22 protein-coding genes and 1 riboswitch are annotated in these 22311 nt (G+C 44.3%); of the genes, 17 read left to right on the top strand and 5 right to left on the bottom strand.

Annotation, left to right across the window (positions count from 1 at the left end; genetic code table 11):
- Nucleotides 1-114: 114 nt before the first annotated feature.
- Nucleotides 115-465 carry a HopJ type III effector protein gene (locus AACU28_RS06965; RefSeq protein ID WP_017082477.1) on the top strand — a complete coding sequence of 117 codons (351 nt, stop codon included), beginning with the start codon at nucleotides 115-117 and terminating at the stop codon, nucleotides 463-465.
- Nucleotides 466-599: 134 nt separating this feature from the next.
- Here AACU28_RS06965 and AACU28_RS06960 read toward each other — a convergent pair whose 3' ends face one another.
- The gene (locus AACU28_RS06960) at nucleotides 600-908 is read right to left on the bottom strand and encodes a DUF1289 domain-containing protein (RefSeq protein ID WP_102504085.1); all 309 of its coding nucleotides are present in this window, start codon (nucleotides 906-908) and stop codon (nucleotides 600-602) included.
- A 159-nt stretch (nucleotides 909-1067) separates the two neighbouring features.
- Here AACU28_RS06960 and yegD point away from each other — a divergent pair, with 159 nt between their 5' ends.
- The 4 genes from yegD to AACU28_RS06940 all read left to right on the top strand — a co-directional run bounded on the left by yegD (nucleotide 1068) and on the right by AACU28_RS06940 (nucleotide 5725).
- On the top strand, nucleotides 1068-2420 hold the full coding sequence (gene yegD, locus AACU28_RS06955) for a molecular chaperone (protein WP_121602653.1): 1353 nt from the start codon (nucleotides 1068-1070) through the stop codon (nucleotides 2418-2420).
- 492 nt (nucleotides 2421-2912) lie between these two features.
- Nucleotides 2913-3971, top strand: coding sequence for a porin (locus tag AACU28_RS06950; protein WP_102566757.1), 1059 nt, complete (start codon nucleotides 2913-2915; stop codon nucleotides 3969-3971).
- Nucleotides 3972-4309: 338 nt separating this feature from the next.
- Nucleotides 4310-4942, top strand: a complete 633-nt coding sequence (locus AACU28_RS06945) for a fumarylacetoacetate hydrolase family protein (protein WP_102444995.1) — start codon at nucleotides 4310-4312, stop codon at nucleotides 4940-4942.
- 150 nt (nucleotides 4943-5092) lie between these two features.
- Complete coding sequence (locus tag AACU28_RS06940; protein WP_004730073.1) at nucleotides 5093-5725, top strand: LysE family translocator; 633 nt, start codon at nucleotides 5093-5095, stop codon at nucleotides 5723-5725.
- A 106-nt stretch (nucleotides 5726-5831) separates the two neighbouring features.
- Here AACU28_RS06940 and AACU28_RS06935 read toward each other — a convergent pair whose 3' ends face one another.
- Nucleotides 5832-7556 carry a phospho-sugar mutase gene (locus AACU28_RS06935; protein ID WP_121602652.1) on the bottom strand — a complete coding sequence of 575 codons (1725 nt, stop codon included), beginning with the start codon at nucleotides 7554-7556 and terminating at the stop codon, nucleotides 5832-5834.
- A gap of 451 nt (nucleotides 7557-8007) precedes the next feature.
- On the opposite strand from AACU28_RS06935, the gene coxB reads away from it, so the two are divergent.
- From coxB to AACU28_RS06915, 4 genes are read left to right on the top strand one after another with little or no spacing between them, the layout of a single operon-like run.
- Nucleotides 8008-9246, top strand: a complete 1239-nt coding sequence (gene coxB, locus AACU28_RS06930) for a cytochrome c oxidase subunit II (RefSeq protein ID WP_121602651.1) — start codon at nucleotides 8008-8010, stop codon at nucleotides 9244-9246.
- Nucleotides 9243-10904 carry a cytochrome c oxidase subunit I gene (ctaD, locus tag AACU28_RS06925; RefSeq protein WP_004730080.1) on the top strand — a complete coding sequence of 554 codons (1662 nt, stop codon included), beginning with the start codon at nucleotides 9243-9245 and terminating at the stop codon, nucleotides 10902-10904. The genes coxB and ctaD overlap by 4 nt, the downstream gene beginning before the upstream one ends.
- Nucleotides 10905-10915: 11 nt before the next feature.
- Nucleotides 10916-11560 (top strand): cytochrome c oxidase assembly protein, encoded by a 645-nt coding sequence (locus AACU28_RS06920; protein ID WP_102497384.1) that lies wholly within the window; start codon nucleotides 10916-10918, stop codon nucleotides 11558-11560.
- 38 nt (nucleotides 11561-11598) lie between these two features.
- Complete coding sequence (locus AACU28_RS06915; protein WP_017094672.1) at nucleotides 11599-12483, top strand: cytochrome c oxidase subunit 3; 885 nt, start codon at nucleotides 11599-11601, stop codon at nucleotides 12481-12483.
- Between the two features lie 19 nt (nucleotides 12484-12502).
- Here AACU28_RS06915 and AACU28_RS06910 read toward each other — a convergent pair whose 3' ends face one another.
- On the bottom strand, nucleotides 12503-12733 hold the full coding sequence (locus AACU28_RS06910; RefSeq protein ID WP_029203703.1) for a DUF2909 family protein: 231 nt from the start codon (nucleotides 12731-12733) through the stop codon (nucleotides 12503-12505).
- Here AACU28_RS06910 and AACU28_RS06905 point away from each other — a divergent pair.
- The 4 genes from AACU28_RS06905 to cyoE all read left to right on the top strand — a co-directional run bounded on the left by AACU28_RS06905 (nucleotide 12621) and on the right by cyoE (nucleotide 16319).
- A complete protein-coding gene (locus tag AACU28_RS06905) occupies nucleotides 12621-13568 on the top strand; it encodes an SURF1 family protein (protein WP_121602650.1) in 948 nt (315 codons plus the stop codon). The genes AACU28_RS06910 and AACU28_RS06905 overlap by 113 nt on opposite strands.
- Nucleotides 13561-14169 (top strand): hypothetical protein, encoded by a 609-nt coding sequence (locus AACU28_RS06900; protein ID WP_121602649.1) that lies wholly within the window; start codon nucleotides 13561-13563, stop codon nucleotides 14167-14169. Before AACU28_RS06905 ends, AACU28_RS06900 begins: the two co-directional genes overlap by 8 nt.
- A 130-nt stretch (nucleotides 14170-14299) precedes the next feature.
- Nucleotides 14300-15355: a COX15/CtaA family protein gene (locus AACU28_RS06895; RefSeq protein WP_121602648.1), complete on the top strand. Its 1056-nt coding sequence runs from the start codon at nucleotides 14300-14302 to the stop codon at nucleotides 15353-15355.
- Nucleotides 15345-16319 (top strand): heme o synthase, encoded by a 975-nt coding sequence (cyoE, locus tag AACU28_RS06890; protein ID WP_121602647.1) that lies wholly within the window; start codon nucleotides 15345-15347, stop codon nucleotides 16317-16319. Before AACU28_RS06895 ends, cyoE begins: the two co-directional genes overlap by 11 nt.
- Before the next feature lie 111 nt (nucleotides 16320-16430).
- Here the strand turns inward: cyoE and gbpA are convergent, their stop codons facing one another.
- Nucleotides 16431-17897: an N-acetylglucosamine-binding protein GbpA gene (gene gbpA, locus AACU28_RS06885; protein ID WP_121602646.1), complete on the bottom strand. Its 1467-nt coding sequence runs from the start codon at nucleotides 17895-17897 to the stop codon at nucleotides 16431-16433.
- A gap of 72 nt (nucleotides 17898-17969) precedes the next feature.
- Nucleotides 17970-18059: riboswitch (cyclic di-GMP riboswitch) on the bottom strand.
- 323 nt (nucleotides 18060-18382) lie between these two features.
- Here gbpA and AACU28_RS06880 point away from each other — a divergent pair.
- The 4 genes from AACU28_RS06880 to aroG all read left to right on the top strand — a co-directional run bounded on the left by AACU28_RS06880 (nucleotide 18383) and on the right by aroG (nucleotide 20770).
- Nucleotides 18383-18736, top strand: a complete 354-nt coding sequence (locus AACU28_RS06880) for a hypothetical protein (RefSeq protein WP_017066796.1) — start codon at nucleotides 18383-18385, stop codon at nucleotides 18734-18736.
- Nucleotides 18737-18836: 100 nt separating this feature from the next.
- Entirely contained in the window at nucleotides 18837-19172 is a 336-nt protein-coding gene (locus AACU28_RS06875; protein WP_121602645.1) for a hypothetical protein, read from the top strand.
- Nucleotides 19173-19184: 12 nt separating this feature from the next.
- Entirely contained in the window at nucleotides 19185-19400 is a 216-nt protein-coding gene (locus AACU28_RS06870; RefSeq protein WP_004730103.1) for a DUF3820 family protein, read from the top strand.
- A gap of 317 nt (nucleotides 19401-19717) precedes the next feature.
- A complete protein-coding gene (gene aroG / locus AACU28_RS06865) occupies nucleotides 19718-20770 on the top strand; it encodes a 3-deoxy-7-phosphoheptulonate synthase AroG (RefSeq protein WP_121602644.1) in 1053 nt (350 codons plus the stop codon).
- Nucleotides 20771-20880: 110 nt separating this feature from the next.
- On the opposite strand, the gene AACU28_RS06860 is transcribed toward aroG, so the two are convergent.
- The gene (locus tag AACU28_RS06860; RefSeq protein ID WP_121602787.1) at nucleotides 20881-22302 is read right to left on the bottom strand and encodes a phosphomannomutase CpsG; all 1422 of its coding nucleotides are present in this window, start codon (nucleotides 22300-22302) and stop codon (nucleotides 20881-20883) included.
- Nucleotides 22303-22311: the final 9 nt, after the last annotated feature.

Below are 22311 nucleotides of genomic sequence, written 5' to 3'. Positions count from 1 at the left end.
AATTTGCAGTATTCGTTCAAAAAGTGAATCGCTGTCCCAAGTAAACAACGGCTTACTCTTGTCGTAAAACAAGATACACTGCTGACAGATATATACTTGATGGAGAAATAGTAAATGGAACTGGAAACCTTATTAAATACTCTGGCTGAAACCCCAGAAAGCGTGCAATTTGAAGATACAATGCAAGTGATCGAAGCTCACTATGTTTTTGCGGAGAGTGAATTTCGCAATGGTGAAGTGGTGAATACCGCAGGGCAGAATAATGGTTCGTGTAAGATTTTTGCTTTTGGTTTAGAGCAAGGTTTATCTGCGGAGCAAACACTTGCTTGTTTTGGTCAATTTTATCGTAACGACGTGCTAGGTTTTCCAGAGAACACCGACCATCAAAATATTCGTAACTTCATGGTTCATGGTTGGAACGGTATACAGTTTTCTCAGCCTGCGTTGGTTGCAAAAACGAAGTAGACACTAACCAAATAAAGCTCAGTATTTTGAAGCGAGAAACAACCTCTCGCTTTTTTGTCTATGTTGAACCGGTACGTAACCTGCGGAATAGGTTCTAAACTACTTAACAGGTTCTAAACTACTGTACAGGTAACCTACTGAATAGGCAGTTCAGACAAGCACTTACGGCACAGACATACTCCAGCCTTTGGAATATCGCTAGTATCACGCTTTTCTAGTTCAAAACACCAACACGTCTCTTTACCCGCACTGATATCGCATTGAGCTGGCTCATTACACTGCGGACATTGGTGAGTCGAACTTGCACCAGTAAGATTATCCATAACCGACGTTTGCTCTTCTTCAGATAAGCCTTTCCAGCCTATAATTTCATCCATTGTTCGAAAGCAGCCACTGCACATTCCGCCATTATTTTTACAAGCCGCTCGGCAAGGTGTTTTCATTTATCTAACCTGTGATTGATTTGGGCTGAAATGTAGCATATTTGTTTGCCTATTAAGAGCCGTTAGGCTAAGAAATTACTCAGTTAAATTTAGAAATGACCTCGTAATTTTTAGGCTTTTCATGTAGCATCTTGCCCCTTTTGTTGAGTGGGGGATATTATGTTTATTGGATTTGATTATGGAACAGCGAACTGTTCTGTCGCGGCAATGGTTGATGGAAAACCAAGCCTGTTACCGCTAGAAGGTAACAACCACTATATTCCCTCAACCGTGTTTGCGCCTACTCGTGAGAGTGTTTCCGAACATCTATTTCGCCATTTGAATATCAAACCGAGTGATGCGGTTGGTGAGCAAGTGTTACGACGTGCTATTGCTTTGAATCGAGAAGAGAGTATCGATTTGGTGCCAGAAGATATGGCGTTTGGTCAGGCGGCGTTGGATCTTTACTTAGAAGACCCTCGCGATGTTTATTACGTAAAATCCCCTAAGTCTTTTCTTGGCGCAAGCGGGTTGCATGATGTTCAGGTGAGTTTCTTCGAAGATTTAGTGTGCGCCATGATGGCAAATATTAAACACCAAGCAGAACTCACGACTCAAGAGCAGATCAAACAAGCTGTTGTCGGTCGACCAATTAACTTCCACGGTCGAGGTGGTGAAGAAGCAAACCGACAAGCTGAAGACATACTCTCACGCGCAGCTAAGCGTGCAGGCTTCCTTGATATCGCTTTTCAATTTGAACCAGTAGCCGCAGGCCTTGATTACGAAAGTACCCTGACTGAAAACCAAACGGTATTGGTTGTGGATATTGGCGGTGGTACCACCGATTGCTCATTGTTAGAAATGGGGCCAACTTGGTCGGGTAAAGCGGACCGAACCCAGAGCTTGTTAGCTCACAGCGGGCAAAGGGTAGGGGGTAATGACCTTGATATCTACCTTGCCTTCAAGCAGCTGATGTCACCTTTCGGTATGGGCAGCAAAGGAATTTCGGGTATCGATATGCCGCTGACTCAATTCTGGAATCCAATTGCAATCAATAATGTCGAAGCTCAAAAGAACTTCTATTCTCGCGAAAACCTAGCGGCCTTGAAGTTACTTCGTAAAGAAGCTTCAGACCCTCAAAAGCTAGAGCGTTTGATGAGGGTTTATCATGACACTCTAGGCTATAGCATTGTACGCAGAGCGGAAGAAGCCAAGATTGCACTAGCAGAATCTTCTCAATATCGAGCCGCGATTAATGTTGCTTCTGAATTGGTCGAAGTGGACATTTCCGTTGAGCAGATGGTGGAAGCTATTGAATCGCCAAAGTCTAAGATGATTGAGTTGGTTAAAGAAGCCATGCAACAAGGCCAGAAAAAGCCAGACGTAATTTACATGACGGGTGGTTCAGCTCGTTCACCTATACTTCGTGAAGCAGTACAACAAGCAGTGCCAAACGTACCTATCGTGAGTGGTAATTACTTCGGTTCAGTAACCTCAGGTTTAGCTCGTTGGGCTGAGGTTTGCTTCAAATAAGAGTCCAATGATGAGTTATGAAGGGCAACCAGTCGCTGATTGGTTGCCCTTTTTTTGTGTTTTCTCTAGTGAAATTTTAATTGAGCGATTTTTTCTAGCTTAAATCGAGAATTGTTTCACAAAGCTAAATATTTCAACCCACTTCATCATGTTACAAAATGTTTCAATGTCGAGGGTGTATCTCTCGATGGTCTGATGAGTGATTTCGCGATTTGATTTTTAATGCTTATTTGTTGACTATAAAATCAAAAATAGCCGAAGATTTTGTCTCAAAAGATAAAAAAGATCACCAGTGGGTGTCTATTTATCTTGTTGTTTTAAGTTGATTTTTTTCTTTTTATAGTGCGATTTTTTTTATTTTATATATTTTAATGCAACTTTTTTGTCATTCGTATATTAGTGTTTGCCTACTTGTTAAATGCAGGTAACAACTTCTCCGTAAGCACGAGGTTGTTAGTGAATAACTCACCCAGTTACATAATGGATATGACAATGAATAAGAAACTTTTAGCGCTAGCAATTTCTGGTGCAGTATTTGGTACACAGGCAGTTGCTGTAGAACTTTACAACGAAGACGGCACAACATTCTCTGTTGGTGGTCACGTATCAGTTGCAGTTGGCGACGTAAACAGTGGCGATCGTCTTAATGAAGACGACATCGGTGTTGAGTCTGTATCTCCACGTATCAACTTCGGTGCAACTCACGATCTTGGCAACGGCTTCACTGCAGATGCTAAAGGTGAATGGGCGCTAAACATGCTTGACGGTGGTGATGAGTCATTCACAACTCGTCTTGGCTACGTTGGTCTTTCTCACGACGATTACGGTCGTGCAGCAGTTGGTACTCAATGGGCACCTTATTACAACGTTGCTGGCGTAGCAGATATGCCAATCGCATTCGCGAATGACTTCATCTACGAAGATCACGGTAACCTAGGTACTGGTCGTGGTGAAGAGATGGTGAGCTACGGTAACGCTATCGATTTCGGTAACGCAGGTTCTCTAAGCGCAGCTGTTGCATGGCAAGGTCGTAAGGCAGACAAAATTTCAGCTACAGAAACAAACGAGTACGGAAACCGTGGCCAAATTGCTTTGAACTACGCTATTGCTGACTTCACAGCAAACTATGCTTTCAACAGCGGTGATGTTAATTACTCTGGTGTTTCTGGGTCAAAAACAGCTGATTCTCACGTATTAAGTGCAACTTACGGTTCATACGGCGCTGAAGGTCTTTACCTTGCTGGTGTATACGCAATGAACGGTTACATGAACTCATACAAAGGCGATGTTCTTGAAGAGACTGTAGCGATTGAATTACTAGCTTCTTACGCTCTTTCTAACAGCCTGAACTTAAGCGTTAACTACGAAGCAGTAGAAGACGACAAAATGAGTGAGACTGTGTACAGCACAACTGCTTTACAAGCTGAATACAACTTCACATCTCAGTTCGTAGGCTTTGCTGGTTACCAATTTGATCTACAGGGTTCTGGCTCTACTTACAAAGAAAAAGCTGATGACCAGTGGCTACTTGGTGCTCGTTACTACCTATAAGTCGCAGACTAATTTAGCATAGTGTTTACTCCTTAAACTTACCTTTTAGGATACTGTCCTAGACACCATGCTAAGCCCTCTCAAGCCTTTTGGTTTGAGAGGGCTTCTTTCGTATAAATGCTCTTCAAATTTAACGCCCTCCTTTAGTTTCATTTCCTCTAATTTATGTAAGCCGATGACTCTATTTCTGGTGGGTCGGTCGAGATATACACCTAAAAGTATTCAAATCAATGAATTGAGCTCAAGATCAGAATTTAGAGATCGGTAATCATCTTGTCGAAGACTCTCATTTTATGATGCGCTAAACTCTGCTCTCTAAAATAGTTCAGGGATAAACTATGAGCAGCGTTGTAGATCAGAAACAATTGATGAATTCGAAACGAACAGCAACCCCAACAAAAGTACTGTGTGTTGGGCGTAACTATGTCGATCACATTGAAGAACTTAACAATGCGATCCCTGACTCTATGGTGGTTTTCAATAAGCCAAGCACCAGCGTTACTTCCTCTCTATCTTCTTTTCATCAAGAAGCGCTGCACTACGAAGCAGAAATCTGTTTTATTGTTGAAAACGGTGAATACTCTGCTGTGGGATTCGGCTTAGACCTTACTAAGCGTGAATTGCAAAGCAGTTTAAAAGCCAAAGGTTTACCTTGGGAGCGTGCCAAAGCCTTTGATGGTTCCGCTGTCTTTAGTCGCTTTGTTCCCGTTGATAATTTTGATCTCTCTGACTTAAACCTAGAATTATTTATTAACTGTGTCCGCGTTCAAAAGGGTCACGTTGAGCAGATGCTGTATTCTCCACAAACTATCCTAGAAGAGCTCTCTTCTTACACGACTTTGCTTGATGGCGATGTTGTAATGACAGGTACCCCCAAAGGTGTTGGTGAAGTGCATCGAGGTGATATTTTCCTTGGTCGCCTAAAGTGTGGCGAAACCACATTAATTGAGATCGAGTGGGTAGCAAGTTAAGTAGTCTTTTCTATTTGGTTAATAAATTTGCTTTATTGTTCATTGATGGTATTTAATTCGAATATTTTACTATCTTACAACTAATTGCATCTGGAAGGGTGTTGGTAATTGATATAAAATCCGCCTCCGTTTTTATCAATACTGAAACCCATGATCGACTTAGCCATCCTACCTGTTTACCTGACTGCCGTTGTTGCACTTCTCCTTTTGCCTGGCCCTGATATGTTACTCATCGCGAGCTCAAGTATGAGCTATGGCCGCAAGGTTGGTGTGTTTGCAAGTTTGGGTAACGCGACTTCTGGAATTATCCTGACAGTATTGGCAGCAATGGGTGTTTCAGCATTGATTGCGATGAGTCCAGTGGCTTTAAAAGCCCTTCATCTGTTAGGCGGTACCTACTTATTAAAAATGGGGTGGGATTGTCTTCGAACAGAGCAGGGCAATGCGCCTGAGTTAAGCGACAACTTTGCTGCAAAAGCCTACTATCAACGAGCATTGATTAGTAACCTGCTTAACCCTAAAGCGTTGGTTTTCTTTGTGATGTTCTTACCACAGTTTGTGTCGACGAATATTGAAGCGACTTCTGGTGAGCAGATGCTCGTTCTGGGTTTATTGTTGAATGTTCTCGGCTTAACGTTCAACTTTTTGCTAGTGGCTTTAGTGGGTACGATTGGTAAGTCTCTGGTAGAAAACGCGAAATTTCGCACCTATCAACAGAAAGTGATGGGAGGAGTCTTCATCGTGTTGGCTATCTGGATGTTGTCTTCTTTCTTTACTTCGTAGACGAATCAACTCGAACATCTTCTCGCGGTTAGCCGCTGAGAAAAAAATGGACGCTTAGAGCGTCCATTTTTTATATTTAACCGTTACATGCTGAACATGTTAACTGCTATGAGTTCAACTCTTGTTGATGCTGTTCAATCAGTTTATTCATGTCTTCTTCACCGCGTAGGCGAGTGTCTTCGTAGGTTTCTGTCCCTTCGAACTTTGTTACCGTCTCATAATAAACCTTAACTTTTGGTTCTGTGCCTGAAGGTCGGACGATAATGCGTGTGCCATCTTCTAGGTGATAGATGAGAACATCACTTGAAGGCAGGTTAATCGCTTCAGTATTGCCACCAATGACGAAGCGCAAAGAAGACTGCAGATCTTCAATCACAGAGATAGCAACACCGTTTATTGCTTTAGGTTGTGCCGCTCTGAGTTTAGAACCAATCGATGGTGAATCCGGGTCAAGAGCAATACTTCGCTGCGCGTTGGTATGAACACCATGTTCAAATGAAATTTGAGCTAGAAGATCCCAAACCGTTCGGCCTTGAGATTTCAACTCCTCAACTAATTGAGCAAACACAACGATAGCAGACAACCCATCTTTATCTCGTACCTGAGTGCCGATTGTGTAGCCAAGGGCTTCTTCATAGGCGAACAAGAACTCGTTCTGCTCATCTTCCAATTGCATGCCAATATTTGCCAGCCATTTAAAGCCCGTCAGCGTTTGGAAGTAAGTCGCACCATGGGACTGAGCCACTTTTTCAAGCAGAGTTGAAGAGACGATACTGTTACCAACTAACTGGTTTTTGGTATGCGGCTTTGAGAGTAAATAATGCGCGAATAGCACGCCGACTTGATCGCCCGTTAGCATTTTATAGGAAGCATCATCAGTTCTAGCTGTATCGTCAGTTCTAACCGCAACGGCAAATCGGTCTGCATCTGGATCATTGGCGCAAGCGATGTCGGCATCGACACTTTTTGCTAAGTTAACCACGAGATCCATTGCCCCTTTTTCTTCTGGATTCGGGAAGTTCACGGTTGGGAAGTTGCCATCAGGCTCTCTTTGTTCGGCCACACTGAAGACTTTGTGGAATCCAGCATCGTGAAGAAGATCTTCCGCCATTTTTGCTCCCACCCCATGCATTGCCGTGTAGGTGATGGTGGTATTCGCCGATTCGATCTCTTTACTCACGTATGGGCTCTGATTGATCGCAGCACGGTACGTTTGATAATAACCCTCAGTTAACCACACCAGTTTACCTTGTGTTTCGGCATCACTTAGGCTCATTAATGGGATTGGCTTGGTTGAAGCGACATCGATTTCGCTGGCAATACCTGCATCGTGAGGGGGAATGATTTGAGCGCCATTCTCCCAGTATACTTTGAACCCATTGTATTCCGGCGGGTTGTGGCTCGCCGTAACAACAACAGCGGCAGCCGCATTGAAATGCTCAATACCAAAAGCAACGATAGGTGTTGCAGCGACATCGGAGGTTAGGTACACCTTAATGCCCAAAGCGGTGAGCACAGAAGCCGTATCAATTGCGAATTGCTTTGAATCTAAACGGCCGTCATAACCGACGACCACACCACGGATGGTCGCATTAGCGACATGTTCGATTAAGTAATGGCCAAGGCCTGTCGCCGTTTCTTGTATCACCAAGCGGTTCATTCTATTTGGACCGCATCCTACTTTGCCTCTTAACCCTGCGGTTCCGAATTCTAATCGTTGAGTAAAGCGGTCTTCTAGTTCGTCGTGCATTCCCTCATCAATGAGGTGTTGAAGCTCTTCACGAGTTCTTGGGTCTGGGTCTCTCGCTAACCAGTTCATTGCATCTTGCATAATCACTAAACCTTTTAATGTCGGTATGACTTACTGTTGATTTAATTTAAGTGATATTGATTATCATTTCCATGAAAGCAATCGTAAAACTCAATATAAAATAATTTATAACGGCGAGGGCGCGTGGATTAAGCCACTCTCAATAATTGACTGTTTAATAAGTAAACTTACCTTGAACAATTGGATATCACTAACTAGCCTTTTACATAAATATAACAAAATTTAACAAATTCGCCGTTTTTGAATCTTTCATGGAAACTTCCAACGCTTATGAGCCGTATTAGATCTTAGGTTGAGACGAGGTCAGCAGCCCGTTTACAGGCTAGTTCCATGTGAGTTGTAGATTGAGATTCAGCCTTTCATGTGCAGCTGGAACAACAATGAATGTTGTTCAGCTCGCAACGACATTTAGGTCGCAAGTATCCAATTAGGAAGGATAAGGAGAGATCTTTTGAAAAGATTACTGGTAAGGCTAGGGTGGCTTTTGAAAAGTTTTGTTGTGGTTTTGGTATCGCCTTTGGTGCATGCCAGCACTGAATACAACATGACTCAAGGTGTCACTGAGATCAGCGGTAAGGTATACGAACTTCATATGCTGATCTTCTACATCTGCTGTGCGATTGCTTTTGTTGTTTTTGGTGTGATGTTTTATTCAATTCTGAGACACCGAAAGTCGAAGGGGGCGGTTGCTGCTCATTTTCACGAAAGTACGAAAGTCGAAATCCTTTGGACCATCATCCCTATTATTATCCTCATCGCTATGGCCATACCTGCGACCAAGACCTTGATTGCGATGGAAGACACCTCTCAATCAGAACTCACAATCAAAATTACTGGCTCGCAATGGAAGTGGCACTACAGCTACTTTGGCGAAGATGTTGAGTTTTTCAGCCTTTTAGCGACCAGCGATAAAGAGATTGAAGGCATTGAAGTGAAAGGCGCGCATTACCTGTTGGAGGTTGATAAGCCGCTGGTACTGCCTATCAATCGTAAAGTCCGCTTTTTGATGACTTCCGATGATGTTATTCATTCATGGTGGGTCCCAGCATTTGCCGTTAAGAAAGATACCATTCCGGGCTTTATCAATGAAGCTTGGACAAAGATAGATGAGCCCGGTGTTTATCGAGGCCAGTGTGCTGAGTTATGTGGTCGTGCTCATGGCTTCATGCCGATAGTGGTACAGGCTATGGAGGAAAACGAGTTTGATGCATGGTTAGCGGACCAGAAAGAATTGGCGATAACCGCACAACAAGCCGCGCAAGATGCATTAGATGCGTCACTTTCTTTGGCTGAGCTCAATACTATTGGCGAAGAGGTATATAAAACTCGTTGTGCAGTTTGTCACCAAGTGAATGGCGAAGGTATTCCCGGAGCATTTCCTGCCATCAAAGGAAGCCCTATTGCGCTTGGCGATGTGGGTGTTCATATCGACACCATTGTTTATGGTCGTGGCGGAACGGCGATGCAGGCGTTTGATAATCAGTTAACCGAGAAAGAGATCGCAGCGGTAGTGACTTACCAACGAAACGCTTGGGGTAATGATACGGGCGATATTGTTCAGGCTTCAGATGTGAACGCTTATAAAGCCAAGCAAGAAGGCGGAGGCCAAGCAGCTGACGAACAAGGTTCAATGGACGAAACGCAAGGTTCAACGGATCAAGCACCAAACGATGCTAAGGAGCAGTTATGAGTTCACCAATCAATAAGCCGGTGAAATCGGCTCCAGCAGAAGACCAAGCATTGAGCCATTCTGCGGAAGGTACGCTGGGCAATGATGATTTGCCTGTTGACGATCACGACTCACATGCGGCACCTAAAGGCTGGGCTCGTTGGCTTTACTCAACCAATCATAAAGACATCGGTACACTTTACCTGTGGTTCAGCTTCGCGATGTTCTTAACGGGTGGTGCCATGGCAATGGTGATCCGTGCGGAGCTATTCCAACCCGGGTTACAACTTGTTGAGCCAGATTTCTTCAATCAGATGACTACAGTCCATGGTTTAATCATGGTATTCGGTGCCGTGATGCCAGCATTTACGGGCTTGGCTAACTGGATGATCCCGATGATGATCGGAGCTCCAGATATGGCGTTGCCGAGAATGAATAACCTCAGTTTCTGGATCTTGCCTTTTGCGTTTCTAATCTTGATCGGATCTTTGTTTACTGAGGGAGGTGGGCCGAGTTTTGGTTGGACATTTTATGCGCCACTCTCGACAACTTATGGCCCAGACAGTACGGCATTGTTTGTGTTCTCAGTTCATATTATGGGGATCAGTTCGATCATGGGGGCGATTAACGTCATCGTAACCATAGTGAACATGCGCGCGCCGGGCATGACTTGGTTCAAGCTGCCGATGTTCGTATGGACATGGTTAATTACCGCTTTCTTACTGATAGCCGTGATGCCCGTGCTCGCGGGGGCGGTGACCATGGTGCTGACCGACAAATACTTTGGGACGAGCTTCTTTGATGCCGCAGGTGGTGGGGACCCGGTGATGTTCCAGCACATATTCTGGTTCTTTGGACACCCCGAAGTGTACATCATGATCTTGCCGTCTTTTGGTATTGTCTCAGCCATCATTCCAGCATTCAGTGGCAAGCGCCTGTTTGGTTATCATTCTATGGTGTACGCGACTTGTAGTATCGCATTGCTGTCATTCTTGGTTTGGGCGCACCACATGTTCACCACGGGTATGCCAGTATTTGCCGAATTGTTCTTCATGTATTGCACCATGCTGATTGCGGTGCCGACCGGTGTGAAAGTCTTCAACTGGGTGGCGACCATGTGGCGCGGGGCTTTGACCTTTGAGACGCCAATGCTGTTTGCGATTGCCTTCATTGTTCTGTTTACGATAGGTGGGTTATCCGGATTGATGCTCGCTATCGTGCCTGCTGATTTCCAATACCACGATACTTATTTTGTTGTGGCTCACTTCCATTATGTTCTGGTAACGGGTGCTGTGTTCTCAATTATGGCCGCCGCCTATTACTGGCTGCCTAAGTGGACAGGGCATATGTACGATCACAAGCTCAGTCTGTGGCATTTCTGGACGTCGGTAATTTCTGTCAATGTACTGTTCTTCCCAATGCACTTTTTGGGGTTGGCGGGCATGCCGCGTCGTATTCCTGATTACGCGATTCAGTTCGCCGACGTTAACCAAGTGGTATCGATTGGTGGTTTTGCCTTTGGGTTGTCTCAGCTGATTTTCTTATGGCTGGCTATTAAGTGCGTAAGAGGGGGAGAGCCTGCTCCAAGCAAGCCTTGGGATAGAGCTGAAGGTCTTGAATGGACAGTACCAAGCCCTGCGCCTCACCACACCTTTACTCATCCACCTAAAGTGGATTAGAGGGCAGACCCATGAGTGATAAGCAAAGCGACCCCAATCAAGATAAAAAACAACTAAAGCGCCTGTCCAATAAGCGATCGACTAAAAAGCTGACGGGCTACTTGGTGTTGAGTGTAGTTGCGATGTTTGGCTTCGGTTTCGCTTTGGTGCCGCTCTACGATGTGATGTGTGAGGCTTTAGGGATCAATGGCAAAACTAATACCGTTTCAGCGGTGCAACCTCAGGGAATGCAGCCCGACTATTCTCGTACGGTTCGCGTTGAATTCATGTCCCACATCAAGCCAGATATGCCATGGCAGTTTTCGCCTGAGGTTCGAGTGTTAGAGGTTCATCCTGGAGAAGTGGTTCAAACTAACTACATAGCTAAAAACCTATCCGGAGCCTCATTAGTTGGCCAAGCAGTACCGTCGGTTTCTCCAGGTATGGGGGCAACTTACTTCAATAAAATGGAATGCTTTTGCTTTAATCAGCAGCCATTGGACGGGCACAAGAGCGCAGAAATGGGTTTGATATTTTACATTGAGCCAGATATTCCAGAATCGATACATACGCTTACGCTCTCTTATACGCTGTTTAACATCACGAGTCAGGTGAATGTAGAGGCAAGTAAGCCTGAAGTGACCACATCAACATTGAGCACACTCGCAAGTAACTAGGGATTTACAGAACCAGTATCAACATAAGGAGTTGAGCGATGAGTTCTAAAAAGGAAGTTTATTTCGTTCCACATCAAAGCCACTGGCCATTGGTGGGTGCCGTCGCACTATTTTTGGTCGCGGTTGGCGCGGGCTTGACGGTGCAAAATATGGGCACCGACGCTGCTGGCGGCGTGTTTGGAAAAGCAGTTCTGTTAGTCGGATTTTGTGTGTTGCTTTACATGCTCGCAGGATGGTTTAGTAATGTGATCACGGAATCATTAAGTGGCGTTTATTCTGAGCAAATATCCCGCTCCTTTAGGCAAGGCATGAGTTGGTTCATCTTCTCTGAGATCATGTTCTTCGGCGCTTTCTTTGGCGCGCTTTTCTATGCTCGAATGATTTCTGTCCCTTGGATTGGTGGGGCGGGCAACAATGCTATGACCCATGAAGTGTTGTGGCCGATGTTTCAATCAATGTGGCCGTTAACGACGACACCTGATGGCGTGACGACAGAAGCGATGTCTTGGCAAGGTATCCCGCTTAAGAACACCATTATCCTGCTGCTTTCCTCTGTGACGCTGCACATGGCACATATTAGTCTTGAACAAAATAAGCGTATGGCTTTGATCGTGTGGCTAGAGATAACCATTGTTCTGGCAGGCTTCTTCCTGTTCTTCCAAGTTGAAGAGTACCTTCATGCTTATCAAGAGATGGGACTGACACTTCAATCCGGTATCTATGGCAATACCTTCTTCTTATTGACCGGATTCCATGGTTTGCATGTCTGTTTGGGAACGATTTTTTTGATTGTGTTGCTGGCAAGGGTTGCGAAAGACCACTTCACTCCGAAAGACCACTTTGCGTTCCAAGCGGGCAGTTGGTATTGGCACTTTGTTGATGTGGTTTGGTTAGGCCTGTTTGTATTTGTTTATGTGCTTTAACTGCTGAGCCTATAGGGGATTAATAGGGGCGAGGGTTGGGAGTTATCACTCCTGATCCCAAAGCAAGTAATAAAAGTAGTACGACAACGGCTGACCACATGACTCGACGACCCAAGAAGTGACTGAGTCTTTTTCCATTGTGTTTACCTGAGGCGATTTGGATTAGACCTTTCATCAAATTGAAAGCGATAAAAAACAGCAAAGCGACCAATACAATTTTAAACAACAACACAAAGGTAGATGACGCCATAGTGATAACTCCAAACCGATTGATTGATGATGAACACAAGTTCCGCAGTAAAGGTTTTTGGATAGCGGTTGTTTTAACTGTGGTTTCAGTCGGCATTTTAATCAAGTTGGGTTTGTGGCAGTTAGAGCGTGGTAACGAGAAATTGCGTTATGAACAACAGCTATCAGAAAGAGCGCAGCAATCGCCTAGGCCATTGGATGCGGTTATCTCTGAATTGAAGGGCTCGCGTACACAAGCGCAAGGCTCATCTGAACTGCCGTCTTTAAATGGTTTGAGAGTTGACGTGGAGCTGGAAACACCCAGTGGTTTAGTGGTTTTGTTAGACAACCAGATTAACCAAGGAACGGTAGGCTATGTGATTTACATGTTGGGTGAGGTTCGCTTTAAAGATGAAAACAATTCCTTAGTGGCTGAAAAGCAGTTACTGATCGATCTGGGGTTCGTTGCGGCAAGTAATGACAGAAGAGAGCTTCCACAACTAGGAAACATAACACTACCAACCAATATGTCAGGGCGTTTGTACACTCGTTCAGTGAATCCTCTAAGTCATGAGTTGGGTTTAGAAAACACAACGCCTAAAAGAATTCAAAACATCAACATAACAGCGTTATCAGAGTACACAGGACAAGACGTTTTACCCTTTGTCTTCCAACCGCAAAGCTTAGAATCGTGGCCTTATGAGTTGTTATGGCGACCGACGGCAATGAAATCTGAGAAGCACTTCGGTTACTCATTTCAATGGTTTGTAATGGCAGCGGTACTTTTGTTTTTGATGTTGTTAATTGGCTATCGGTACCTAAAAGCGACACCTATCACGGAGAACAACGATGGATAAGTCTCAAGCACAAGTGAACAGGGAAAGTACCGAGGCAAACATGGCTGAGCTCAGAAGCCGTCGTATTAAGGGACGCTTGGTATTAATCGGACTCGTTTTAATTTTCGCTTTGCCTGCGATTATCGCCAAAACAGTGTTGGATCAGAATTGGTATACGTCAGGTGTCACTAACTCAGGCGAATTGGTAGAACCAAGAATTACACTAGCGGATTTCGGCGTAACGGTACCCATGGCTGGAGAGGGTTGGGTTGTGGGTTATATCGCTCCCACAGAGTGTGAAAGCTTATGCGAACAACAACTCCATTATTTGAATCAAAGTTACTTGGCGTTAGGGAAAAACAAAGAGCGAGTGACCGCCGTTGTTTTCGTCTCAGAAGGTAACTCGTTGTCGGGTTCGCTCAACAAGCCTGATTTATCTTTGTTAGCTGGCGGTGATCAATTAAGTACCGAGTTTTCGCCGGCTTCCATTGTCATTATTGACCCACTCGGACAATTGGTTATGGAATACAAAAGCGTTTCTGATCCTTCGCAGCTAGTCAGCCAATCTAAAGGCATGATTCATGATCTAAGAAAGCTGCTTAAGCTGTCACGAGTTGGGTAGTTAATCAGCTTAAGTTGATAAGCTTGAGTTGATGAGCTTGAGTTAATGATCTTGAGTTAATGAGCTTTAGCATATTGCGTTAATGCTGAGTGTTGTTAGCGAAAAGGGAATAAGTATAGGGAGATAAACGATGCAGAATAAAGCCCCTGATTTGCTCATGCACATGATGAGATTAACTATCTTGTTAACCCTTACCGTGATTGTGCTCGGCGCTTATACCCGTTTGTCTGATGCTGGCCTTGGCTGTCCTGATTGGCCTGGGTGTTATGGAAAGATCACCGTTCCCTCGAATACCCAAGCCGTTAATCAAGCCAATCTACAATTTCCAGAACGAGCTCTCGAAGCAGACAAAGCTTGGATAGAGATGATCCATCGCTACTTTGCAGGAACATTAGGGCTGCTTATCTTTGTCGTTGTTGCTTGGTGTATTAAAAAGAATATAACAGCTGCTGGTCTTCCGTTACTTATCTCTGCAACCGTGATATTTCAGGCTTTGCTTGGAATGTGGACGGTGACTCTCAAGTTGATGCCCGTTGTGGTTATGGCGCATTTGATGGGGGGCTTCACGTTGTTGTCACTGCTGTGTCTGCTCTACTGTCGTTTGTCTCAATTCCAAAGCCGTTTTGGTGAGGCTACCTATTCTTCACCACTTAAAGTCTCGGCACTATTCGGATTACTCATTGTGGTTGGGCAGATACTGCTTGGTGGTTGGACATCGTCGAACTATGCCGCGTTGGTGTGTACACAGTTACCCATATGTGAAGGTAACTGGATGAGCTATCTCGACTTCAAAAATGCGTTTGATTTTGCTCAACACGGCCATGATAACTATGAGTTTGGTGTGTTGGAATATCCCGCAAGGCTCACCATCCATGTCATGCACAGGTTCGGGGCTATTTTGGCGACGTTAACGGTGCTGATGATCGTGTACCAGCTATGGAAATTTGGCCAAGTGCCTCACCAAAAGCTGAGCGTGATTGTCGCATTAGTATTGTTTACTCAAATCAGCCTTGGGATCAGTAACGTATGGTTTCATTTACCCATTTCAGTTGCGGTTTTGCATAACCTAGTCGCGGCGATGTTACTCATCAGCATGGTTGTGACCAATTTTGTGGTCTGGCAACGCAAACCGAGTGAGAGCTTGGTGAAGAACAGTGTATTACAAGGAGGTAATCATGGTCAGTAGAGCATCAACACAAAATGGAGTGGCGGTTCAAGACGTAGCCTCAAGTCCTAAGATAGCAATCAGCAATGATATCGCTTTAAGCAATGAAATGGCGGAAAAAAACAAGGCTGTTTGGAAGGTCTATTTAACACTGACCAAGCCTAAAGTGGTGGCTTTGATGCTGCTAACTGCATTGGTTGGAATGTGTTTGGCTGTGCCGAATGGATTGCCTTTACAGCAAACTGTGTTCGGGATGATTGGGATAGGGCTGATGGCAGGTTCGGCGGCTGCATTCAACCACTTGATCGATAAAAAGATCGACGGCCAGATGACTCGAACAAATCGACGACCTTTACCATCCGGTGAACTGAGTAGTGCGCGCGTGTTCAGCTTTGCCGCGGGTATCGGCTTACTTGGGTTCGCTACGTTAGTAGTGTGGGTCAATCAACTCACCGCTTGGTTAACCTTTGCAAGCTTATTGGGTTACGCAGTGATTTATACCATGTACTTAAAACGAGCGACGCCGCAAAACATTGTGATTGCGGGGATCGCAGGCGCAATGCCACCGCTACTGGGCTGGACGGCCGTTACCAATGAGTTGCACTCAAATGCTTGGTTGTTGGTGATGATCATCTTTATTTGGACGCCTCCGCACTTCTGGGCGTTGGCAATTCATCGTCGTGATGAATATGCCAAAGTGAATATCCCCATGCTGCCTGTGACCCACGGAATCGAATACACTAAGACTTCTATTTTGCTCTATACCTTGTTGTTGAGCATCGTGTGTATATTGCCGGTGTTGGTCGGCATGAGTAGTTGGATATATCTAAGCGCTTCATTGGTGTTAAACGGCGGGTTTGTTTATCACGCTTGGGTACTTAAGTATCGTGATGAGCCTAATATGGCGATGAAGACCTTTAAGTTCTCCATCTATCATCTCATGATCTTGTTTGTTGCTCTGTTGGCAGACCACTATCTACTTTGACAACTGGCGTTTCTACTTTTAATGAACAAGAAAACGGATGCTTTGGGCATCCGTTTTTGTTTGGTTGATGACTAAAACTCACCCAATACAAAGTAAGTATCTAGCGAGTACTTAGTCCACTTTGTTCCAAGCACTTTGCCAGTGTGAACCGACACCTGGTTCGTACTGAGTTGCTGTTGGAGCCCATTGAACACAGTAGCCAGAGTATGGGAACTCTTTACACTGATAAACGCCACCATCGCTGCTCAGAACCTTTGTTCCTGCTGTGTAAGACTCAATGCTTTCTGGGAACACGAAGTCGTAGTCGCCTGCTGGTGGCGGTGTTTGCTCGTCCATTAGGTGGAAATCAAGCGTGTTCTGATCCACTAAGTTACCTTGGTCATCTTTCGTCACAACCACAAGCATGTGGTGGCCAGCTTCAGACTTAGAAAGAGTCAGTTGAACACCTTCAACTTGTCCGTCTGTTAACTCAGACTTCTGAGATGCAAGTGCTTCACGGTGATGGTTGTACACGGTAAGTTCAGCTTGAATATCGCCTGTTGCCGCTAGCATGAGGTCAAGCTGAGTAGGTTGGCTCTCATCGATAATGTACTCTGATTCTAAACCCGTTACTTCTAGCTCATGCTCGGGTTCTGGAGTATCAATCTTGTAGCCGATTTCAACACTGTTAAAGCCAGAGCCTGCTTTTAGATAAACAGGGTTCGTGCCGTAAACGGGTGCGAAATCGCCTTGGTCGTTCAATTGGCCTGCTTTGATTTGCGTCTGCTCTTGATTGACCTTAGAGGCAAGTGCGTAAGACCAGTTATTGGCTTTGCCTTGCTCAGAACTTTCAATCACAAGCTCAGTGCTGTATGAAGCGTTCTCACCAGATTGGTCGAATACACGTGTATGAACAGCGTCACCAACATTCAGGTCTTGTGTCGGGTTGATTTGACCGCCTTGATCCCAATCCGGGATGATAGGGCCGTCGCCATCAAACTTCACATCGATAACGTTGTAGAAAGCCGCAGCAGTGTCACCTACATCCCATACGGCAAGGATCACTTGATAACCTTCGCGTTCTGGCACATTACACAAGTGACTTACTTGCATCGGTGGTTGTTCCATGTTGCCTTCAACAACACAGAATGGCGTTAAGTCAAAAGAGCTGCGTGCCAACGGCTGGTTTGGATTCCAGTCTGGTTGAGTAATGTAGTATTTCCAATCGCGAGTTTTGTGATTAGCTGTGAACGTCCACTCGAAGTATTGAGAACCAGACTTGATAGGGCGTTTAACCCAGCGGTCTGCCTTTTGCTCGTCTAGCGCTGCTGCTAAAGAAGATTGCGCACTGGCGATTTTTCCATCAGCAGGGCCGATTTCAGGGAAGCCTTCAGGGCCTTCCACACTTTGTGGCTCATATTGGATACCACCACAGTTGGTGTTTTTTTGTTGTGTATCACTCGCAGGGAACTTACATAGGGCAACACGGCTCTCAGCTACGCCATTGTTGTATGCCGAGACATAACCGTGACCGAAGCTTGCTCCACTTACGCTAAGTAGCGATAGTGCGATGAGCGATTTTTTTGGGAGTTGTTTCATTATTTGTCCTTACTGTATTTGGCCGACAAAAAAGAGAACACTCCAGCATGCATTGACACTTAAATCCTATTAAGTGGCGGCCCCGCTATCATAGACAGAATAATTGTCGACAGACCGGTGGCTTTGCGTCCTATTCTTTCAAATAGTTTGCCAGAAGTGCGTTTGAGCAACCGAAATGTAGCCAACCAGTTTTATAAATGCGAATCAATAGATTGAAATGTGGAATGCCAATCTCGAACTTTTAATTCTTAATACAAATTAACTTGCTATATGCTTAGTTCGCTAACGTATAAATTATTGATATAAATGAAGAAAGTATTTGCTCTAATCGCTTTTGTGAATGTTTTTCGATTGTGATGTTTTGTTCCGCACGACAATTGCGCGCATATCAAAACCAAACCTTTGGTTTCCACTAACCAAACCCTGACATGCTATGTATGAAAAGCCGGACAATTGATTGGTATGAATTATATAAAGGAGTCGGTATGGAATTCACAGAACTAGATAGAGACGCGTTATATCAAACGTGGATGTCACAAAAATCGAGAATGCGTATTACGCAGATGGAGTTTTCAAAAAAGCTTGGAATGAACCAGCTTGATTTCTCTAGAGTGCTAAGAGGCGAGACGCCATTAACGATGTCTTTCGTTAGTCACTTTTGTCGTTTACTTCATTTAGAGCCTAGGAATGTGTTTCCTTCACTTAAAGAAGGTAATGAGTCAGGGCCAAAAGTGGTCTACCTGAAAAGTAGAATGAGCGTTGATGGTGAGATCCAAAATGCTTATATCGAAGGAAATCAGGTAATCGTAGAGTATGCACACACCGTTCAGCATGATTAATTTTAAAGCTAGCTCTGAGTTTTAACTCCCCTTTTCTACAAACTTTTCATATAAGGTATGACTTACTCAATTAAATTCCTTAATTTTAACTAAGTGCGTCATGAAACCTCTAAAAGTCTTTTTGCTTGTTGCAACCAGCATCTTCTTGTTTGGTTGTGCAGGCGGCCCAATTAAAACCGCAACTAAATTCACCAGTTATAAAGATTTTCAGCCAGTCCCTGATGGAGGCGTTGACCTAGTTTGGGCAAGGATTGGGCTACGTGATGCGCAGCGACTGAGCTCCAAGTTAGACGACTATGATTCTGTGATGATCGACCGTGAAACGGGTAATAAAGACTTTTCAACCATGATTGACTCGCTTGATGATGCCAAAGGTGCGATCAACTATTGGGTTGAACGTTTAGGTGATACTCTACAGAATATTGATGATGCTTAGAAAGAGCCTGTAATGCTAGAGAAAGAGAACCTGATTAAACTTGCTAGAATGCAAATGCCATTTGGTAAATACGCTGGTCGTACGTTGATTGACTTGCCTGAAGAATATTTGCTGTGGTTCGACAAAAAAGGGTTCCCCTCTGGTGAGCTAGGTGACTTATTAAAACTGTGCCTTGCTCTGAAAATTGAAGGGCTTGATAGCGTTGTCAAACCATTGAAAAGAATGTAGTTGAATAGAGAGCTTGCGTTAATCACGTGAGCTTTTTTTGTTTTCAAGTGCTACACAATGCTACATGTATGCTGAAGCTTGAAGAATAGCTGCTCTATTGTCTTCCTTGAAATTACGCAATCGATAGTGTGTAAATAATGCTATACAGGGTGTTTCTAATATAAAACACAAAAAAAATTGCGTTTATTTTCAATTAGTGATTGAAACTAGAGTTTTTACTAGTTAAGTTACAAGGAACAAGAAGATTAGTGCTGAAAGAAAGTTACGTGAGACAACGTACATTCAGCTCAAGGATAGAAAAAAGGAAGAAGTAAGCAATGTTCCAGACTGATGATGTAAGAATTAACAAAGTAAAAGAGTTATTACCACCTGTTGCTGTTTTAGAAAAGTTTCCAGCGACAGAAGTTGCTTCTTCTACAACCTTTGAAAGCCGCAAAGCGATCCACAATATTTTAGAAGAAAGCGACGACCGCTTGCTTGTTATTGTTGGCCCATGTTCTATTCATGATACAGAAGCTGCTCTTGAGTACGGCAAGCGTTTGAAAGTGTTGCGCGACGAACTTGGCGATAACCTTGAAATCGTAATGCGTGTTTACTTTGAAAAGCCACGTACAACCGTTGGTTGGAAAGGTCTAATCAATGACCCGTACATGAACGACACGTTCAAGCTAAATGATGGTCTTCGTCTTGGACGTAAGCTACTGCTTGACCTAACTGATATGGGAATGCCAACGGCAAGTGAATTCCTAGATATGATCACGCCTCAATACGTTGCTGACTTAATCAGCTGGGGCGCAATTGGCGCACGTACGACAGAATCTCAGGTTCACCGTGAACTGGCTTCTGGCCTATCTTGCCCAGTTGGCTTTAAGAATGGTACGGATGGCAACATCAAGATCGCAACAGACGCTATTCGTTCGGCAAGCGCTTCGCACCACTTCTTATCTGTAACTAAGTACGGACACTCAGCAATTATTGAAACAGTGGGTAACCCTGACTGTCATATCATTTTACGTGGCGGTAAAGAGCCAAACTACAGCGCTGAGCATGTAGGTAAAATCAAAGAAGAACTAGCTGCGTCAGGCCTTCCACAAAAGGTAATGATTGACTTCAGCCACGCAAACAGCTCTAAGCAGTTTAAGCGTCAAATGAATGTGTCTGATGACGTTAGTGCTCAAATCTCAGACGGTGACAAAGCTATCTTTGGTGTGATGATTGAATCTCACCTTGTTGAAGGTCGCCAAGATCTTGTTGATGGTAAAGCTGCAACTTACGGCCAATCTGTTACTGATGCATGTATTGGTTGGGCAGATACTGAAACAGTACTTCGCCAGTTGGCAGACGCTGTTGAAGCTCGTCGCAACAAATAGACTAATTACAGCCAGCAACTAAGCTACTGAAAATTCAAAGCCCTTATTAGCAATCGCTAGTAAGGGCTTTTTTGTGGTTCTTAGTTGTAAGCGGAAAGTGCCTTGTACTCTTAAATGAGAAAAGACAGTAACTCGTCGACTTTAAGTGACAGTAAAGTTCTATCTTGCTTGGTTTCCACGTTGAGGCGTATCAACGGCTCTGTATTGGACTTTCTTAAGTTGAAGCGCCATGTGCCCATATTCATGCTGAGCCCGTCTGTGTGATCGATCTCAACGGCATCAACTTGATAGTGCGACAACACATAAGCCATGACTTGTTCTGGGTCTGAAACCCTACGATTGATCTCTCCTGAAGAGGGAAATCTATCCATACTCGAATTGGTCAATTGGTGAAGAGATTGTTGAGTTTTCGACATCAGTTCGATAACAAGCAGCCAAGGAATCATTCCTGAATCGCAATACCCAAAGTCACGGAAATAATGGTGCGCACTCATTTCACCACCGTACACAGCGTTTAATTCTCGCATCTTCTCTTTGATGAGCGCATGCCCAGCTTTGACTGCAACAGCCTTCCCACCAAGCTTATTGGCGACTTCAATCGTGTTCCATGTCATACGCATATCGTGCAACACAGTCGAGTTAGGTTCTTTTAACAAGAAGGCTTCAGCGAGCAACCCGACAATATAGTAACCCTCAATGTAATTGCCTTTTTCATCGAAGAAAAAGCAGCGATCAAAATCACCATCCCACGCAATCCCTAGATCGGCCGTATGTTCTAACACAGCATTTCGAGTCGCTATTTGGTTTTCTATAATCAATGGATTGGGAATGCCATTAGGAAAATATCCGTCAGGGGCATGGTGAACCTTGATGAAAGTGATTGGAACATTGAGTTTATTGAAACGCTCCTCTAAAGCATCAATGACATGTCCGGCAACACCGTTTCCTGCGTTAACCACAATCTTCATTGGTGAAAGTTTAGAAGGTGTTATATAGGAGAGTAGGTGGTCTACATAAGGGGCGAGAATACTAGTTGATATGCAGGAGTTATTTGATTGAACATGAACGATCGGCAAATCGGCGTTCAGCTCTTGATACAGTTCTTTAATGCGTCGTTTGATTTTATCTAACCCACTGTTTTTACTGATGGGGCTAGCGTAAGCACCGACCAGTTTCATTCCGTTGTAATTGATTGGGTTATGGCTGGCTGTGATTTGTATTCCGCCAATCGCTTTTAGGTGACGAGTCGCAAAGTAGACTTCTTCAGTGCCAGTCATCCCAAGATCAATGACGCTTATCCCGGACTCGATTAAGCCTGCAGTAATGGCTTCTTGCAGTGACAAAGACGTTTCACGGTTATCTCGACCAATAACGACTGGATGCCATGCACTTGGAGTCTTGGCATTTCCTGATAGGAGATATTCACCAAACGCCTTTCCAAGCAGATAGGCAAACGGCTCATTGATTTGGCTACCAATAATGCCGCGAATGTCGTTGTTCTTAAAGCAGCTAAGATCTAATGTTGGTTTCATTTGATTGAA

The organism is Vibrio sp. SBT000027, from assembly GCF_963894355.1.
Taxonomy (GTDB): Bacteria; Pseudomonadota; Gammaproteobacteria; order Enterobacterales; family Vibrionaceae; genus Vibrio; species Vibrio splendidus.
The sequence above is the reverse complement of the archived record's forward strand: the minus strand, read 5'-3'. Positions and strand labels throughout refer to the sequence as shown.

Excerpts from the sequence above, each read along its gene's own strand:
- AACU28_RS06965 (WP_017082477.1), top strand. The coding sequence starts at position 115 with ATGGAACTGGAAACCTTATTAAATACTCTGGCTGAAACCCCAGAAAGC.
- AACU28_RS06870 (WP_004730103.1), top strand. The coding sequence starts at position 19,185 with ATGCTAGAGAAAGAGAACCTGATTAAACTTGCTAGAATGCAAATGCCA.
- AACU28_RS06935 (WP_121602652.1), bottom strand. The coding sequence starts at position 7,556 with ATGCAAGATGCAATGAACTGGTTAGCGAGAGACCCAGACCCAAGAACT.
- AACU28_RS06910 (WP_029203703.1), bottom strand. The coding sequence starts at position 12,733 with ATGGCGTCATCTACCTTTGTGTTGTTGTTTAAAATTGTATTGGTCGCT.
- AACU28_RS06895 (WP_121602648.1), top strand. The coding sequence starts at position 14,300 with ATGCAGAATAAAGCCCCTGATTTGCTCATGCACATGATGAGATTAACT.
- AACU28_RS06915 (WP_017094672.1), top strand. The coding sequence starts at position 11,599 with ATGAGTTCTAAAAAGGAAGTTTATTTCGTTCCACATCAAAGCCACTGG.
- ctaD (WP_004730080.1), top strand. The coding sequence starts at position 9,243 with ATGAGTTCACCAATCAATAAGCCGGTGAAATCGGCTCCAGCAGAAGAC.
- AACU28_RS06880 (WP_017066796.1), top strand. The coding sequence starts at position 18,383 with ATGGAATTCACAGAACTAGATAGAGACGCGTTATATCAAACGTGGATG.
- AACU28_RS06860 (WP_121602787.1), bottom strand. The coding sequence starts at position 22,302 with ATGAAACCAACATTAGATCTTAGCTGCTTTAAGAACAACGACATTCGC.
- AACU28_RS06920 (WP_102497384.1), top strand. The coding sequence starts at position 10,916 with ATGAGTGATAAGCAAAGCGACCCCAATCAAGATAAAAAACAACTAAAG.
- AACU28_RS06950 (WP_102566757.1), top strand. The coding sequence starts at position 2,913 with ATGAATAAGAAACTTTTAGCGCTAGCAATTTCTGGTGCAGTATTTGGT.
- AACU28_RS06940 (WP_004730073.1), top strand. The coding sequence starts at position 5,093 with ATGATCGACTTAGCCATCCTACCTGTTTACCTGACTGCCGTTGTTGCA.
- AACU28_RS06960 (WP_102504085.1), bottom strand. The coding sequence starts at position 908 with ATGAAAACACCTTGCCGAGCGGCTTGTAAAAATAATGGCGGAATGTGC.
- gbpA (WP_121602646.1), bottom strand. The coding sequence starts at position 17,897 with ATGAAACAACTCCCAAAAAAATCGCTCATCGCACTATCGCTACTTAGC.
- AACU28_RS06945 (WP_102444995.1), top strand. The coding sequence starts at position 4,310 with ATGAGCAGCGTTGTAGATCAGAAACAATTGATGAATTCGAAACGAACA.
- aroG (WP_121602644.1), top strand. The coding sequence starts at position 19,718 with ATGTTCCAGACTGATGATGTAAGAATTAACAAAGTAAAAGAGTTATTA.
- cyoE (WP_121602647.1), top strand. The coding sequence starts at position 15,345 with ATGGTCAGTAGAGCATCAACACAAAATGGAGTGGCGGTTCAAGACGTA.
- yegD (WP_121602653.1), top strand. The coding sequence starts at position 1,068 with ATGTTTATTGGATTTGATTATGGAACAGCGAACTGTTCTGTCGCGGCA.
- AACU28_RS06900 (WP_121602649.1), top strand. The coding sequence starts at position 13,561 with ATGGATAAGTCTCAAGCACAAGTGAACAGGGAAAGTACCGAGGCAAAC.
- AACU28_RS06875 (WP_121602645.1), top strand. The coding sequence starts at position 18,837 with ATGAAACCTCTAAAAGTCTTTTTGCTTGTTGCAACCAGCATCTTCTTG.